Raw genomic sequence first — 17,320 nt, forward strand, 5'->3', positions numbered from 1 at the left:
AATATATCTTTAATCCCATTTTTATTATGTGCTTTTGATTTTAATTGATTGTTTGAAATCATTAAAGTTTAATAATAATTATTGACTTTTTATGTTATTCCTGCTAAAATATAATTGAAGCATGTCGAATAAGGTAGGAAAGGGATGAATTATATGAAATCTACAGGAATAGTAAGAAAAGTTGATGAATTGGGCCGTATTGTAATACCTATAGAATTGAGAAGAACTTTAGATATAAATATCAAAGATCCCTTAGCAATTTACGTAGATGAAGATCAAATTATTTTTATGAAATATAATCCTTCTTGTATCTTCTGTGGAGATGCTAAGGATATATCTAATTTTAAAGGCAAGAACATATGTAAAACTTGTCATGGAATATTAAAAGACAGCTAAATGCAAGAAACTAGTGGTACAAGCCACTAGTTTCTTTTATATTTCAATATCTGCACTTACCAAATCTTCAATTCTTTTTGACAATTCTATGGATATTCTTTCTGCTTCCTTATAATTATTAGCTTCAGCAAAAAGTCTACAAAATGGTTCATCCGAATCTGGGAGCACAAGTGCCCAGGCTTCTTCGTAATTTAATCTTACACCTTCAATCAATTCAATAGATTTAGAAGGATTTTCTTCAATCAAATTTCTCATAACTTTACCCTTCATATTCCAAGGACATAAGATATCTTTTTTATTCTTATAATATAAAGGGAATTTCTCCACGATACTAGAAAGTTTTATATTTGATTCCGCCATAAAATTCAAAGTCAATGATAAAACTGAAAGTGCATCAAGACTTATCAAATAAGAGTCAATAATCTCTCTTCTACTTATTTCATCTTCTTTATTTAAATAAACTTTTAATATACTTTTGTGAGAAGTTTTAGTTCTAATAAATTCCACTGAACACATAGTTGCAATACTTTCCATAATCCTTGAAGATGTAACAGGCACTACCAAATAATGCAAATTAGATGATTTTAACATAATAAAGTTTTTAAGACCTTCATAAAGATCTTCTTTAATTATATTCCCCTTTTCATCTATAATAATTGCACTCTCACTTTCATCTGAAAGGATTACGCCTAAATCTGCCCCGCTAGATTTTATTTCCTTACTCATACCAACTAAATCTTTATAATTATCATATATTTTTACATTAACTTTTAATTCAAAAAGAATTTTTTGTACTGTAGCATTTAGTAAATGATTTCTTGTGGATAAAACTATTTTAAATCTATTTTTTCTTATTTCTTTCACTGATAATCTGTTAATAATTGATCTATAATAAATTTCCGAAGTATCAGATATATGAGTTATTTGCTTAAAATCATCATACTTGATTCTCCTAAAATCTTCTCTATAAAAATTATTTTCAATTTCTCTTTCTTGTGTTTTATCAATATTTACACCATTTTTATCTATAAAAAATATATTTACATTTTGAGGTTCTTCTCTGTCAACAGCTACGTGAATAGCTCCATTAACACCAAAAAATAATGTAGCAAATCTTGTCATGGCTAATGTCATTCTTTTAAAATCATAAACTTCTATTCCCAAAGATAATAATCCCGTTGCTAAAGAATATTTAAACATTTGCGCAGCTCCATCATCACTGCAACTTATAGCAACCCTTGCATTATTCTTAAGTATAGCTCCATAAGCTGATCCTATTTTAGACACTAGTTCCGGGGTTATGTCCACATTAATTTCACCAGATATGCCTTTTTTACCAAACAATGAATTTGAAACATTTCCAGCCCATATCACATTGGTTTTAACCACTGTACTAGCCTCAATAACTTTATTAGGCCATATTTTCACACCAGGTTTAATTATAGTTCTAGAACCAATAATGGTTTCATCCCCAATAGCCGCATCTTCAAAAACCGAGGCTCTTGATTCTAATTGAACATTTTTACACAAAACTGCTCCTCTAACTTCTACATTATCACCTATATATGAATAGTCTAGAATAACACTTCTTTTAATTGTGCTTCCTCTAGATATAATATTATTTCTTCCAATAGAACAATAAGGTCCTATTTCTGTATTTTCATATATCTTAGTGTTAGCTCCTATATAAACTGGAGCTACTATTTTAGATGATTCATGTATTTCACAGTTTTTACCTAACCAAACCCCTTCTTTTATTTCTGTTCCTTTCACATTAACTTTAACTATTTTCTTCAATACATCCACTTGACTTTTAAAATATTGTTGTATATTCCCAATATCGCACCAATATCCTTCAGCAACGTATGCATACATCGGAAGAGATTCTTTTAAAAGTATTGGAAATAAATCATTGCTAAAATCGAATTTTTGTTCTTTTTCATAAAAACTAAATATCATTGGATCAAGCACATAAATTCCAGTATTTACCTTATCACTAAAGACTTCACTCCAACTTGGTTTTTCTAAAAATCCTTTAATCATACCGTCTTTTTCTGTAACAACAACACCATAATCAAGCGGTACAGAAACTTCCTTCAAAACTAATGTGGCAATTGATTTTTTACTTTCGTGATATTTTATTGCTTGGGAAATATCAATATCTGTTAAAGCATCTCCACTAATAACAATAAAAGTATCATCTAAAAATTTTTCAGCATTTTTAACACTTCCTGCTGTACCCAAAGGTTTGTCTTCAAGAAAATACATTAAATTTACTCCAAAGTTTTTCCCATCTCCAAAGTAACTAATTATTTTATCTGGTAAGTAAGCTAAAGTGACTCCTATATCCATAATGTTATGTTTCTTTAGTAATTCTATGGTATATTCCATAACAGGTTTTTCTAGTATTGGCATCATTGGTTTTGGAATATTACAAGTCAGTGGTCTAAGTCTTGTCCCCTTACCCCCTGCCATTATAATAGCTTTCATCCTATCCACCTCCATATAATCAATGCTAATTACCGCATAATAAAATTAGTTTTTTATTTCTTTTATCTGTCTTTTTTCTTAAATTTTACTTTATTATAGTTTTTCAATGTAATAGTAGCAATTCTATTCCATGTAAAATCATCTTCTATAGTTCCAAAAGCATTTTCTATAAGAAATTCAGATAAATTTTTATCTCTTAAAATTCTCAATATATTAAAACTCAAACTATTGCTATCTTTGCTATAAAAAGTTAATCCATTGTTGTCATGTTTAATTATTTCCCTAAATCCACCTATGTCTGATGTTATAACTGGGCATCCAGCAGCCATTGCTTCAAGCGCAACTATACCAAAAGGTTCGTAAAAAGAAGGAAATACTGATACATCAGCAACTTTAAAAAGTTTTAACTTTGTTATTTCATCCATGTATCCTGTAAAAATAAATCTTGCTTCTAAACCTAGTTCTTTTACTCTATTTTTAAGAGATTCAGTCATAGGTCCTGTTCCACCTATTATAAACTTAACCTTTTGATAAGAGTTCAAAACTTGTGGCGCTGACTCTATTAAAACTTGAATTCCTTTTTCATAAACGTGTCTGCCTATATAAAATATTATTTTCTCTTCATTTTCAGCATAGTTTATTCTAAATCTATTTTTATCAAACTTTAAATCAAATTTCTTACTTTCTACTCCATTAGGTATTACCCATATATCCTGCCAAGAATATAAAAATAGTTTATTTATTTGTTCTCTCATATAATCGCTGCAAGCAATCACTTTGCTTGATTCTTTTACTAACATTTCTTCTGTACAACTTATATATTTTTGTTCTTCTGTCCATATACCGTTATTTCGCCCTTGTTCTGTTGCATGGATTGTAGTAATAATAGGTATTGTATAAGCATTTTTTATAGTCTTTGCTGCATATGCCACTAGCCAATCATGAGCATGAATTATATCCACTTTACCTATACCATCAAATAATGTTATAGCTCTTTCAATAATAGCAAAATTCAAATGCATTATGTTTTTCACAAAATCATTTGATTCAATATTTATTGGAAATACTCTATGCACATGCACTCCCATCACTATCTCTTCAATAAGTGAATTTTGGTATGCTGAAGTAATCACATGAACTTCTATACCCCTCTTAGCTAAGTTTTTTGACAAATAGTAAACATGGTTTGCAAGTCCCCCAACGTTCATTGGCGGATATTCCCAAGATAACATCAATACTTTCATTCTTTCACCCCAAATCAAATTTCATCTCTTGTCTTATTTTTAACTTACTTTATATTTTAATTATAAGTCACTTGTAAATAATTAGCAATAGTATCCAAAAGGATATCTTCATTAATTACTTAAGAAAAAAGCCTTTCTATAACTAGAAAAGGCTTTTATACTTTCAAATTTTTATTTATTTCCTTTTAACATTTCTCCGATAGCTGCTATTGATCCTAACGATGAAAGAGTTTCATTAGGTAAAATAAGTTTATTAGCAGGACTATTAGCCATTTCTTTAAGAGCTTCAACTTGTTTTAATGCAATTACTGCTTCATTTGTTCCAGAATTAATTATAGCTTGGTTAACCTTCATAATTGCTTCTGCTTCTGCTATAGCAACTATTTCAATAGCCTTTGCTTTACCTTCTGCTTCTAACAATTGTGATTCACGAAGACCTTCTGCTCTTCTGATATTAGCTTCCTTTTGAGCCTCAGCATCAAGAATTCTAGCTTGCTTGTCACCCATTGCTCTTTCAATTTCACTTTGTCTAGCACCTTCTGCCACTAATATAGTAGCTCTTTTATCTCTTTCTGCTCTCATTTGCTTTTCCATAGCTTGTTGAATTTCTGATGGAGGAATAATATTCTTAATTTCTACAGAAAGAATTTTTATTCCATAAGCATCTGTAATTTCATCAATTATTTCTAATAATTTTAGATTTATTCTATCTCTTCCAGATAAAACTTCATCTAATGTCATATCACCAACAATATTTCTCATATTTGTTATTGTTGAATATACAATACCTGATTTGTAATCTTCTATATTATAAACACTATCTTTTGGAGAAAGAACTTTATAAAATATTACGTTATCGATTGAAATATTAACGTTATCTTTTGTTATAACGCTTTGAGGTTGAATATCTAAAATTTGTTGTTTTGTAGATACCTTTCTTCTTACAAAATCAAAGAACGGAACAGTTAAATGCCAACCAGGTTCAAAAGTCTTGTGATATTGACCAAGTCTTTCTACAATGTAGACATAACCAGTGTGAACTACCTTAATTGATGAAACTAAAGAAATTAATACAAGAATTATTATAATACTAAAAACAATAAACGGACCCATAGGATCTCCTCCTTAAATTTTATTAATATATTTTAAACTATTGGTTTACTTTACTAACTACTAACTTATTACCATCAATGCCTGTTATAATAACTTCCTCACCAATTTCTATTTTTTCTCCTTTATTGATGACTGTCCAATAAATTCCTTCAAATTTTATCGATGCCTTATAACTAATTTTTTTATCAGAAACAAAAACTTTTCCAACATAAGATTGTTCCATTGTTGGAGTAAAAGGAACTGTTTTCTTAATAGTCTTCTTTACTATAGGATATCCTATAGCAATACAAACCAAACTTACCGCTATAAATGTTATAACTTGTGTTGCAAAAGCTACTCCTAAAATTGATTGAATTATTGCTACTATTCCACCAATAGTGAACCATACAAAAAAGAAACTACTAGTTACTGCATCTACAATCAATGCAACTGCTGCGATTACTATCCATAAAAATAATTGCATCCACACCATAAAAACCCCCTTCTATAATTTTAACTCTATACATAAATACTCTAAAACTTATTCAAATTAGAACTAATAATAATTCTTATCTAATTATATCAAAAATTTCATAATATAAACATAGATTTTAAATTTATATATATGATAATAATAAAAAGTATTTGTTTAAGTTTCAAAGTTACTTCTTGTATATATTATATAGTTTTTCCATCTTTATTAAAAGTTTTATTTTTACTCATAATATAGTATTTATAACTATTTATCATTGTTTTAGTTCCTCTATGTCTTTTTCTCTTAGTTTTACTTCATTTTAAAGCTCGTTCAATGTATTTATAATTAGCCCTAAATATTGACATAAAACTTTAATCAGTGTAATGTTTAATTATTGAAAAAATGCTATATACTTTTTGGGTTAAAATCCTTAAAATGTAGAAAATATAGAATATAATAATTGTTAGGAGTGATTCGATGAATTTTATAAAAATATCTACTGCTAGTTTAAAAACTAGAGTAAGCGATGTTGATTATAACACAACAGAAATAAAATCTTGTATAAATGAGGCCATAAATGCTAATTCAAAGTTGATTATTTTTCCTGAACTTTGTATAACATCTTACACTTGTGCTGATTTATTCTATCAACAAAAACTATTAGAAAAATCTGCAACAGCTATCAAAAATTTATGTGATTTTTCTGCTGGTAAAGATATATTAATATCAGTAGGTGCTCCATTAACATTTCAAAATAGCTTATATAATTGTGCTTTTATTATTTTTAATGGAAAGGTTTTGGGTATAGTTCCAAAAAGCTTTATACCAAATTCTTCTGAATTTTATGAAAAACGATGGTTTAGCAATGGAAATAAAATAAAAAGTTCTAATGTAAATTTATTTTTTCAATCTTCTATTCCTTTTGGAGTAAATTTAATATTTAAATGTGACCCTTTTAAATTTGGATTTGAAATTTGTGAAGATTTATGGGCAGTTATTCCTCCTAGTTCAAATTTAGCTTTAATGGGAGCAAATATTTTATGTAATCTTTCTGCTTCTAACGAATTAGTAAGCAAATCCACCTATAGAAAAAATTTGGTAGACTTGCAAAGCGCAAAATGCATCTCTGCTTATGCTTACGCTTCTTGCGGTGTACATGAATCTACAACAGACGTAGTTTTTAGTGGCCATATGATAATAAGTGAGAACGGTTCAACCTTAAATGAAAACGAAAGATTCTCAAGAGAAAGTGATATTATGTCAGCTATTATAGATATAGACAAACTGAATAATGAAAGATTAAAAAATATAACTTTTAGAGATAATACTGCTTTCTATGAAGAAGAAATAGTCGAGATTCCATTTATATATTCTGACACTTCTATAAAAAAATTTGATAGATATATAGATAAACATCCTTTTGTTCCTTCAAATATTTCTGAAAGAGAACTACGTTGTAAAGAAATTTTTAATATTCAAGTAGCTGGATTAGCCAAAAGATTATCCCATACTGGACTAACTAAAACAGTAGTTGGCATATCTGGTGGTCTTGATTCTACTTTAGCTCTTTTAGTAATGATAAAAACCTTTGATTTATTGAATTTACCTAGGAAAAATATATTAACAATTACTATGCCTGGTTTTGGAACTACAGATAGAACTTATAACAATGCAGTAGAATTATGCAAAAATTTAGGTACTGATTTTAGAGAAATAAATATAGTGGATGCATGTATTCAACACTTTAAAGATATAGGACACCCAACAAGTGTACATGACGTAACTTATGAAAATGTTCAAGCAAGAGAAAGAACTCAAATTTTAATGGATTTAGCTAATAAGGAAAATGGAATTTTAGTGGGAACTGGTGATTTATCTGAACTTGCTTTAGGTTGGTGTACTTATAATGGTGACCATATGTCCATGTATTCAGTAAACTGCTCTGTACCTAAAACTTTAGTAAGATACCTTGTAAAATATGTAGCTGATAAAGAAGTTTCTAAAAATATTTCGGAAATTCTTATGGATATTCTTCATACTCCAGTTAGTCCTGAGTTACTTCCTAAAGATGCTACAGGCGATATAGTACAAAAAACAGAAGATATTGTTGGTCCTTATGAACTCCATGACTTTTTCTTATATTATTTTATGAGACAAAGTGCTACTCCTGAAAAAATTATTTTCTTGGCAAACCAAGCTTTTAATGACAAGTATGATGAAACCACAATCCAAAAATGGTTTGATAAATTTCTTCATAGATTTTTTCAACAACAATTTAAGCGTTCAGCTTTACCAGATGGCCCAAAAGTAGGTACTATTAGTCTTTCTCCTAGAGGAGATTGGAGAATGCCTTCTGATGCAAGCAATAACGCTTGGAAATCTTAAAAAATATTACTTCCTTTTTAGGAATATCTTTTATTTCGCACAATAAATCAGGGTATAAGTGAAATTTATTAAAATTTATTAATGGGGTGATATTAATGTTTTACACGAAATCCGCGGAAGCAGTGGTTAATGAACTGAATTCAAGTATTGAAACAGGACTTTCCACTACTGAAGTAGAAGAAAGAAAAGCAACTTACGGTTTAAACAAGTTAGAAGCTAAGAAGAAAAAAACTCTTTTATGGCTTTTCTTTCAACAAATTAATGATGTACTAATATATATACTAATATTTGCTGCTATAATTTCAATAATCGTTAGCGAATATAGTGATGCAATAATAATAGGACTTGTTATTGTTTTAAATGCGACTATAGGTATAATTCAAGAGTCTAAAGCTGAAAAATCTTTAGAAGCTCTTCAAAAACTTTCTTCTCCTAAAGCATTAGTAAAACGTTCAAGTGAAATAATAGAAGTTGATTCTTCTGAAATTGTTCCTGGTGATATTATAATAATTGATGCTGGAAGATATATTCCTTGTGATATTAGATTAATTGAAACCGCTAATTTTAAAGCTGCCGAGTCATCATTAACAGGAGAATCTTTGCCTGTTGAAAAAACAGCTTCTTTAATATTAGAAGATAAATCTACACCTATAGGTGATAGAAAAAATATGATTTACAGTTCTACTCTAGCAACTCAAGGCCGCGCTATAGGTATTGCTGTAGGTACAGGTATGAATACTGAAATAGGCAAAATAGCTTCTATGTTAAATGAGGATAAAAAAGAATTAACACCCCTTCAAAAGAAATTAGATCAATTAGGCAAAATCCTAGGCGTAACAGCTTTAGTAATATGTATACTTATATTCGCAATAGGCTATTTTCAAGGCAGAGAACTTTTCGAATTGTTTTTGACAGCTATTAGCCTTGCAGTAGCAGCTATCCCAGAAGGATTACCTGCCATAGTAACTATAGTACTTGCTATTGGTGTTCAGAAAATGATTAAAGAAAATGCTATAGTAAGAAAGCTTCCCGCCGTAGAAACTTTAGGCTCAGTTAATATAATTTGTTCTGATAAAACTGGTACTTTGACACAAAACAAAATGACTGTAACTAAATTCTTTACAAATGGTGAAATAAAAGATATAAGTGCTTTAAATAAAGATAATTATTCTGATAACTTACTTTTAGAAAATTTAGTTCTTTGTAGTGATGCAACTATTACCACTTCTGGAAGTACAGGCGACCCTACTGAAATAGCTTTAATTCAAATGGGTTTAAATGTTGATACTTTAAGTGAAGAACTGAATAAACTTCATGCTAGAGTAAATGAATTACCTTTTGATTCTGATAGAAAACTTATGTCTACTGTTAATAAATATAATAATAGCTACTATGTTATGACCAAAGGTGCTGTTGACAACTTATTAAAGAAAAGTTCAAAAATTCTAATAGGTGAAGAAATAACCCTTTTAACTGAAGAGCTAAAAAATCAAGTGTTGCAAGCTTCTTCATTAATGTCAAATGAAGCTTTAAGAGTTATTTCTTGTGCTTATAAAGAAATAACTAACCCTGATGATACTAATTTAGAAAATGATTTGATTTTTATTGGTTTTGTAGCTATGATAGACCCTCCTAGATTAGAGGTAAAAGATTCTATTGCTTTATGTAAGAAAGCTGGTATTGATACTGTTATGATTACTGGCGATCATAAAGATACTGCATTTGCTATAGCCAAAACTCTAGGCATTGCGGATAATAAAAATCAATGTATTTCAGGTACTGAACTTGATTTATTAAGTCAAGAAGAATTAAACTCATCTATAGAAAATTTAAAAGTATTTGCAAGAGTTTCTCCAGAACATAAAGTTAAAATAGTTCAAGGTTTGAAATCTAAAGATAATATTGTTTCAATGACTGGTGATGGTGTAAATGATGCCCCTTCATTAAAAGCTGCAGATATTGGCGTAGCAATGGGTATTACCGGAACAGATGTAGCTAAAGGCGCCGCTGATTTGATATTAACCGATGATAATTTTTCTACTATTGTTTCCGCTATTGAAGAAGGTAGAAATATTTATAATAATATCAAAAAATCTATCGTTTTCTTAATTTCCTGTAATATGGGTGAATTAATAGCTATATTTATAGCCATTTTATTAAATTGGGCTACGCCATTAAGTCCTATTCATATTCTATGGATAAATTTAGTAACAGATTCTTTCCCTGCATTAGCGTTAGGTGTAGACCCTAACGACAAAGACGTGATGAATAATAAACCTAGAAACTCAAAAGAAAGTATTTTTTCTGGAGAACTTTTAAACGTGGTTGGAAATGGTTTGTTAATAGGCTTAATTACCTTAGCTGCTTTTAGAATTGGCTATAAAAACTATCCCGATTCATTAATTCATGCTCAAACCATGGCCTTTTTAGTTATGAGTATCTCTGAATTAATACATTCTTTAAATATGAGAAATAAAAGAAAATCAATATTCACTATTGGATTATTTACTAATAAATATTTGATCTACTCTATACTACTTGGATTATCACTTCAACTTATTTTAGTATTTACCCCTGGTTTAAATACATTATTTAAGATAACCCCATTAAATTTAAATGACTGGATTGTAGTATTAGGCTTGAGTATTGTTCCTTTAGTAATAAATGAATTAGTAAAATTAATTAAAAGATTAGCTAAATAAAAATAGCCACCATAAGTAATTATGGTGGCTATTTTTATTTAGTGTAATAAGGTTAAAAGGCGAAGTAACTATTTGTAGGGGCGGGTTTCCATGCCCGCCTGCTGTTTCCCAATAAAATTACAATTACAGTAAAATCGTAATGAAAATATTATACTACTTTCTGTATTTTGTATTTTTTATCAATATTATATATGTAATTTATAGGCATAGCGGGGCGGCGTGGAAACCGCTCCCTACGAGTTAGTTCATCTTTTTTCTCAATCCCGAACCACTTACTTCATCTATCCTGCAAATGACAATTCTTCCCAATTAATGTTTTCATTCAACATATCAACAAATTTAATCAAAAATTCTTTTTCAAGTTGTGAAAATCTATTAAAAGTTGGAGAATCAATATCTAAAACTCCATAAACTTTATCACCTGAACTTATAGGTATCACTATCTCCGAATTAGATGCACTATCACAAGCTATATGACCCTTAAATTCATGTACATCATCAACCATCATAATTTTATTTTCTGAAACTGCTGTTCCACAAACTCCTCTTCCAATAGCTATTCTATTGCAAGCTGGTTTTCCTTGGAAAGGTCCAAGAAAGAGTTCTTTATTATTCATGAAATAAAACCCAACCCAATTTATATCATCCATCATCTCATTTATTATTGCTGTAGCATTACAAATATTTGCCAATGAATTGTCTTCTCCTTGTAATTGCCCTTTTAACATTAAAATCATTGTTTCATAATTATCTTTTCTATTCATTTTCTACCTCTCTCTTATAAAATTCTGCAATTTCTTTGTACTCAAGTGCATTTGCTTCTATGCTTTTTATTTCCTCTACAGTAAGTTTTCTAATAATTTTAGCTGGAGACCCAAAGCATAAAACTCCTTCTGGTATATTTTTATTTTGAGTAACTAAGCTCCCTGCACCTATAATAGTATTTTTTCCTATTGAAGCACCATTTAATATTATACTACCCATTCCAATTAAGCAATTATTATTAATACTACATCCATGAATTAAACATTTATGACCTATAGATACATTTTCACCAATATATACACCATGTTTTTTGTCTGTATGAATTACTGTTCCATCTTGAATATTAGATCCCTCTCCTACAATTATTTCTCTTATATCACCCCGAATAACCACATTAAACCAAACACTTGAAAAATCTTTTATAAAAACGTCTCCTATTATGTCTGCAGTTAAAGCCACGAAAGCTTCACTGGAAATATTGGGTTTTTTATCTTTAAAGTTTATAATCAAATATCTCAATCCTTTCTATAATTCCATTTTACCATGAAAATTAATAGCATCATTTCTATTCTTACCCTTCTTTTTAGCTATATATAATTGCTTATCGGCCATATTTATTATTTTATTAAAATCAATATTATTTTTATTCCTTATATTAATATCTAATGTTGTTCCTGAAACAATTCCCCCACTTATGGTTATACTTATATTAATTCTATTATGATTTGAATCATAATCCACAATAGAAGTATTTTCTACATTTTTTCTAATACTTTCTGCTATATCAAAGGCTTTTTCCTCTTTTATTCCTTTTAGCAATACCATAAACTCTTCTCCCCCATACCTAGCAGAAATACTTCCTCTTGGCACCATTTCTTTTATTGCACCTGCAATAGAGCTAAGAACTCTATCCCCAATGGGGTGACCATACGTGTCATTGACTTTTTTAAAATCATCTATATCAAAAATCATTAAAGCAAATTCTTCTTTCTCATTAACTAAAAAATATTGTAATGAGTTAATAAAGAAAGTCTTGTTATACATATTTGTTAGTCCATCTGTAATAGATTTTTTATATATTCCCACATTATCACTAATATTAATGTATCCCAAATAAATCAACATTACTATCAATAAAATTTCATTAAACTCTATTCCATATGGCAAAGCCAAACCTTCTATTTGTAATATGATGTCAGTTACTAAAACCATAGTAGCTAATATAAATAATTGCTCAAATACCCTTCTTTTAGTTTTTCTTAATTTTATCCAAATTGTTGCCATTTCATATGTTATAACTAAAATAAACCACGCCAATTGAATTTCCTTTAAGTGAAAAAATTTTATTCCATCATTACCAGAGACAATTATTATACTCATTGAAAAAATCAAACTTAAATATAAAACAATTTTATCCATCCTATTCACTTTAAGTTTAATTAAATTGAGCAAAAAAGGAAGAGATATTATTACACTTAAAGATAAGCAAACAAACTTTATCTTTTCATAATTTATATAACTTACGTTTAATATATTTACATACCTATGGGAATAATAATTAGCCATAAATATTAAGATCCAACCAAAATAAAAATTTTCTTTTCGGATCTTACTTCTTAAATAAAAAATAATAAATACTATTCCCCAAAGTACAAATATAGTATTTAAAGCCAAAGTTATATTTTTTGCCAATTCTAATTTCCTTAAATTTAACATAAAATCTTGGTCATATCTGCATATATATGGTTTTATATCAGCTCCATATTCAAATGTACTAAAAGATTTAATTTTCAATGTGTTTTTTTCACCATAATTTATCAAACTTTTAGGTATAAAATAATAATATAGATTATTTTTATCATCAAAATCATGATTGGGAAACAACTCAGTTGCTCCTATCAAAACATCATTGAAATATACTTTATGACCGTTAGTTAATTGTTGTAATGAAATCACTAAATTAACATTTTGAAATGTATTTGGCACCATAGCTTCTGACTTAAAAACTATTAATTTATTTTGCATATCTTTATCATCAAAATCTTTGTAGTATTTAAATTCTATAGGATCCCAAACTTTTTCATCTCCTCCTACATTTAAATACCATTGACTATTCAAGGGAATATTAAAATTTGTCTTCGCAAAAATTTCTATATTATTAGCTAAAACTACTAAAAGAACTAAAATAATTAAGTAATATGCTTTTCTCATAACATTCTCACCCTTTCAGTGTTGAAACGTTTACTTTTGCATTTTACGCTATTGTTCGATTATAATTATATCATATCTTCATGTAAATTTTAACATAAATAACTTTGATTTTAAAACCGCATATAATATAATTAAATTATTATGCAAAATGATTTATACACAAATATCTTAAACCTACTTTTGGAAATAAAATTACTCTTGTATATTTTTAATTATTTTTATATAATACTATATGTGGAGTTTTCAAGAATCCCCAGCACTATATATTGGGGTTCGCGATTATTTATATAATACATACTCACTTATCAATTTTCACTAAAAAGCATTCAGGAGGTAACATTAATGGATAACATAGTTTCACTAAGTGGATTATTTAAAAGACATTTTACTAAAGATTTAATAAATAATCCTACTCAAACTGTATATGACTTATTTTCTTGGAAAAAAGTTAATGTACATATTAAGAATCATAAAACTGGGGATATAATTTTCGAAATGAAAAATTTAGAATTTCCAGAACATTATTCTCAAAATGCATGCGATATTATTGCTTCTAAATATTTCAGAAAAACTGGCATCCCAAATGAGATAGGTTACGAAAATAGTATGAAAATGGTAGCTCACAGAATGGTTAATTTTTGGGCAGAAGCACTTTTTTCCGAAGGTTTAATAAAATCTGAAAATGAAAAAGAAATCTACTATGATGAAATGGTATATGCTTTGTTAAATCAAATGTATGCACCTAATTCTCCTCAATGGTTCAATACAGGCTTAAAACTTTCTTATGGAATTGAAGGTAATTCTCAAGGTAATTTTTACTATGATATCAAAGAAAATAAAGTAGTAGAATGTTTAGATGCATACTCTAGAACACAGGCATCTGCTTGTTTTATATTATCAATTGAAGATAAATTACTTGGCTCCCATTCAATATCTGAGCAATACGTAACTGAAACCAAATTATTTAAAGGTGGTTCTGGTACTGGCACAAATTTTTCTTCTATTCGTGGAGTAGGTGAAATTCTTTCTGGAGGTGGATATTCTTCTGGATTAATGAGTTTTCTAAAAGGACTAGATAGAAATGCCGGCGCAATAAAATCTGGTGGAACAACTAGACGTGCAGCTAAAATGCTTTGCTTAAATATAGACCACCCTGAAATATACGATTTCATAACTTGGAAATCTAAAGAAGAAAATAAAGTTAGAGCTTTATCAAAAATGGGATATGATGCTAGCTTTGAAGGTGAAGCTTACGAAACTGTTTCTGGTCAAAATGGTAATAATTCTGTTCGTTTTTCCAAGAAATTTATGCAAAAGGTAGAGAACTTACACAATGATCCTGCTGCAATTCATAGGCTCAAAGGAAGAATAGATTCTTCTGTAAGTAAAGAAGTCAAAGTTTCAGATCTTTGGGATACATTTAACAAATCAGCTTGGGAATGCGCAGATCCTGCTCCTATGTTTGATGATATTTTTAATGCTTGGCATACTTGTCCTTCTGGAGAAAACGGGAAATATAACGCTCCTAATAATAGAATTAATTCCACAAATCCTTGTGGAGAGTATGCTTTTTTAGATGACACTGCTTGTAATCTAGCTTCAATAAATGTATATAAATTTTATAATGATGCAAATAATGAGTTTGATATAGATTCATATATTCATCTTACAGGCTTAATTCAACTTGCTTTAGAAGCTTCAGTTTTTTGGGGCCAATTTCCAACTAAAGATATAGCTAGAAAAACTCATTTATTTAGAACAACTGGACTAGGACTAGCAAATCTTGCTTCTTTATTAATGGTAAAAGGAGTTCCTTATAATTCTGATGAAGCAAGAGCATTTACCGCTTCATTGGTAGGAATTATGACTGGTCAATCTTATTTTGTTTCAGCTTTGATGGCTAAAGCTTCCGAACCTTTTGAATGCTATGAAATAAACAAGAAATCCATGCTACGAGTAATTAGAAATCATTGTAGAGTTGCAGGTGTTATTACCTCACCTTACGAGAATTTAGGTTATTTACCTCAAGAAGTTAATCACTTAACTTTAGAATCTTTTGGATTAGGTAATTTAAGTAAAGCATTAAAAGATTCTTGGATAAGAGCTTTAGAATTCGGTAATAATTACGGCTTTAGAAATGCTCAAGTTTCAGTTATCGCCCCTACTGGCACTATCTCTTTAGCTATGGATTGTGGAGCTACATCAATTGAACCCTTCTTTAGCCACGTAGTATACAAAAAATTATCTGGCGGGGGATATATGACAATAGCAAATCCTGTTTTGCCTCTTGCTCTTAAGAACTTAGGATATTCTAAAACTGAAAGAGATGAAATAGTAAATTATATAATGAAGTCAGAAATCACAGAAACAGATGGATTTAAATACGAAAAAATTGTTGACGGAAAACTGGAAGGTGCTCCTTTCCTAAAAGATGAACATTTAAGTATATTTGATACAGCTAACGTATGTGGAAGTGGTCAACGATATATTTCCCCAATGGGACATGTGAAAATGGTAGCTGCAATAACTCCACTAATATCAGGTGCTGTGTCTAAAACAGTTAATTTGCCTGCATCTGCTACTGTTGATGCCTTCAAAAATGTAGTTTTATCTTCCTGGCAACTAGGTGTTAAAGGAATATCTTTGTATAGGGATGGTTCGAAGGCTAGTCAACCTTTAAATAACTCTTTAGATACTAGTATTAGCGATAATTTGGAGGATTTAACTTACCATGAATTACTAGAAAAAGCAAAAAACTTGCAATTAGATATAGATAATAAAGATGAAATAATTAATTTATCTAAAAATAATAGCGACTCTATTGAGTCAACTAATAATGATTTTATCCAAGAAACTCATGAATATGATGACTCAGAGTCACCTTATGTAAAAGATGTTATAGCTCAACAGCATGCTTCTTTACCTAGTAGTGTTGATCATCATTACTCAAAACGAGAAAAAATCACAGGAATTAGAACTGGTAGAACTCATCCAGCTCAAATTGATGACTTAAAATTCTACACTACTGTAAATAGAAGTGCTTCTGGTGAAATTGCTGAGGTTTATATTACTACTGATAGAGAAGGTACTATCATAATGGGATTACTAAATTCCTTATCAAAATCTATTTCAGTAATGCTTCAATATCATGTTCCACCAAATGATATTGCTAATATGTTAAGAGGACAAAAATATGAACCTTATGGATTTGTAAAAAATCATCCATATATTAAATTCGTAACTTCTATCTCTGATTTGATAAGTAAAATCATTGATATTGAATTAGGTGATTTTACTAGATGCCAAGTGAAACCTGAGCAATATACTGAAGATACTAATGTAGAAAATAAATATAGCAAAAGTAGTGTTGCTTTTACATCCACTGATAACCATATAAATCATGAAAAAGAAGAAGAACCTAAACATAAAAACAAACCTACAGGTCATAGAGTATATGATAGTTGCTGTACTATTTGTTCAAGTACTAGATTGGTTAAAAATGGAACATGCAAAGTTTGCTTAGATTGTGGTTCAACTACTGGTTGTAGTTAAAATTTCTG

The 17,320-nt window shown here is 29.2% G+C and carries 11 protein-coding genes; 4 read left to right on the forward strand and 7 right to left on the reverse strand.

Going from position 1 to position 17,320, the window contains the following annotated elements:
- Positions 1-153 precede the first annotated feature (153 nt).
- Complete coding sequence (locus BUB83_RS08875) at positions 154-396, forward strand: AbrB/MazE/SpoVT family DNA-binding domain-containing protein (RefSeq protein ID WP_073338104.1); 243 nt, start codon at positions 154-156, stop codon at positions 394-396.
- 36 nt (positions 397-432) lie between these two features.
- Here the strand turns inward: BUB83_RS08875 and BUB83_RS08880 are convergent, their stop codons facing one another.
- The 4 genes from BUB83_RS08880 to BUB83_RS08895 form a co-directional block, all read right to left on the reverse strand.
- Complete coding sequence (locus BUB83_RS08880) at positions 433-2,886, reverse strand: sugar phosphate nucleotidyltransferase (RefSeq protein ID WP_073338105.1); 2,454 nt, start codon at positions 2,884-2,886, stop codon at positions 433-435.
- A 62-nt stretch (positions 2,887-2,948) separates the two neighbouring features.
- Positions 2,949-4,130 carry a glycosyltransferase family 4 protein gene (locus BUB83_RS08885; protein ID WP_073338180.1) on the reverse strand — a complete coding sequence of 394 codons (1,182 nt, stop codon included), beginning with the start codon at positions 4,128-4,130 and terminating at the stop codon, positions 2,949-2,951.
- A gap of 171 nt (positions 4,131-4,301) precedes the next feature.
- Positions 4,302-5,243 (reverse strand): SPFH domain-containing protein, encoded by a 942-nt coding sequence (locus tag BUB83_RS08890; protein ID WP_073338106.1) that lies wholly within the window; start codon positions 5,241-5,243, stop codon positions 4,302-4,304.
- A gap of 37 nt (positions 5,244-5,280) precedes the next feature.
- On the reverse strand, positions 5,281-5,715 hold the full coding sequence (locus tag BUB83_RS08895; protein WP_073338107.1) for an NfeD family protein: 435 nt from the start codon (positions 5,713-5,715) through the stop codon (positions 5,281-5,283).
- A gap of 459 nt (positions 5,716-6,174) precedes the next feature.
- On the opposite strand from BUB83_RS08895, the gene BUB83_RS08900 reads away from it, so the two are divergent.
- Complete coding sequence (locus BUB83_RS08900; RefSeq protein ID WP_073338108.1) at positions 6,175-8,082, forward strand: NAD(+) synthase; 1,908 nt, start codon at positions 6,175-6,177, stop codon at positions 8,080-8,082.
- Positions 8,083-8,177: 95 nt separating this feature from the next.
- A complete protein-coding gene (locus tag BUB83_RS08905) occupies positions 8,178-10,784 on the forward strand; it encodes a calcium-translocating P-type ATPase, SERCA-type (RefSeq protein ID WP_073338109.1) in 2,607 nt (868 codons plus the stop codon).
- A gap of 281 nt (positions 10,785-11,065) precedes the next feature.
- On the opposite strand, the gene BUB83_RS08910 is transcribed toward BUB83_RS08905, so the two are convergent.
- The 3 genes from BUB83_RS08910 to BUB83_RS08920 are packed head-to-tail and all read right to left on the reverse strand — an operon-like array spanning position 11,066 to position 13,760.
- Complete coding sequence (locus tag BUB83_RS08910; RefSeq protein WP_073338110.1) at positions 11,066-11,548, reverse strand: GAF domain-containing protein; 483 nt, start codon at positions 11,546-11,548, stop codon at positions 11,066-11,068.
- Positions 11,541-12,059 (reverse strand): gamma carbonic anhydrase family protein, encoded by a 519-nt coding sequence (locus BUB83_RS08915; RefSeq protein ID WP_073338111.1) that lies wholly within the window; start codon positions 12,057-12,059, stop codon positions 11,541-11,543. The genes BUB83_RS08910 and BUB83_RS08915 overlap by 8 nt, the downstream gene beginning before the upstream one ends.
- A gap of 15 nt (positions 12,060-12,074) precedes the next feature.
- The gene (locus BUB83_RS08920; RefSeq protein ID WP_073338112.1) at positions 12,075-13,760 is read right to left on the reverse strand and encodes a GGDEF domain-containing protein; all 1,686 of its coding nucleotides are present in this window, start codon (positions 13,758-13,760) and stop codon (positions 12,075-12,077) included.
- 351 nt (positions 13,761-14,111) lie between these two features.
- On the opposite strand from BUB83_RS08920, the gene BUB83_RS08925 reads away from it, so the two are divergent.
- Entirely contained in the window at positions 14,112-17,312 is a 3,201-nt protein-coding gene (locus BUB83_RS08925) for a vitamin B12-dependent ribonucleotide reductase (protein WP_073338181.1), read from the forward strand.
- Positions 17,313-17,320 lie beyond the last annotated feature (8 nt).

Origin of the sequence: Clostridium grantii DSM 8605, from assembly GCF_900129965.1 — a bacterium.
In the GTDB taxonomy this organism is placed as follows: Bacteria; Bacillota; Clostridia; order Clostridiales; family Clostridiaceae; genus Clostridium_AF; species Clostridium_AF grantii.

What these genes read in the sequence shown, in the direction of transcription:
- BUB83_RS08900 (WP_073338108.1), top strand. Translation starts at nt 6,175, where the DNA reads ATGAATTTTATAAAAATATCTACTGCTAGTTTAAAAACTAGAGTAAGC.
- BUB83_RS08875 (WP_073338104.1), top strand. Translation starts at nt 154, where the DNA reads ATGAAATCTACAGGAATAGTAAGAAAAGTTGATGAATTGGGCCGTATT.
- BUB83_RS08920 (WP_073338112.1), bottom strand. Translation starts at nt 13,760, where the DNA reads ATGAGAAAAGCATATTACTTAATTATTTTAGTTCTTTTAGTAGTTTTA.
- BUB83_RS08910 (WP_073338110.1), bottom strand. Translation starts at nt 11,548, where the DNA reads ATGAATAGAAAAGATAATTATGAAACAATGATTTTAATGTTAAAAGGG.
- BUB83_RS08885 (WP_073338180.1), bottom strand. Translation starts at nt 4,130, where the DNA reads ATGAAAGTATTGATGTTATCTTGGGAATATCCGCCAATGAACGTTGGG.
- BUB83_RS08880 (WP_073338105.1), bottom strand. Translation starts at nt 2,886, where the DNA reads ATGAAAGCTATTATAATGGCAGGGGGTAAGGGGACAAGACTTAGACCA.
- BUB83_RS08895 (WP_073338107.1), bottom strand. Translation starts at nt 5,715, where the DNA reads ATGGTGTGGATGCAATTATTTTTATGGATAGTAATCGCAGCAGTTGCA.
- BUB83_RS08905 (WP_073338109.1), top strand. Translation starts at nt 8,178, where the DNA reads ATGTTTTACACGAAATCCGCGGAAGCAGTGGTTAATGAACTGAATTCA.
- BUB83_RS08890 (WP_073338106.1), bottom strand. Translation starts at nt 5,243, where the DNA reads ATGGGTCCGTTTATTGTTTTTAGTATTATAATAATTCTTGTATTAATT.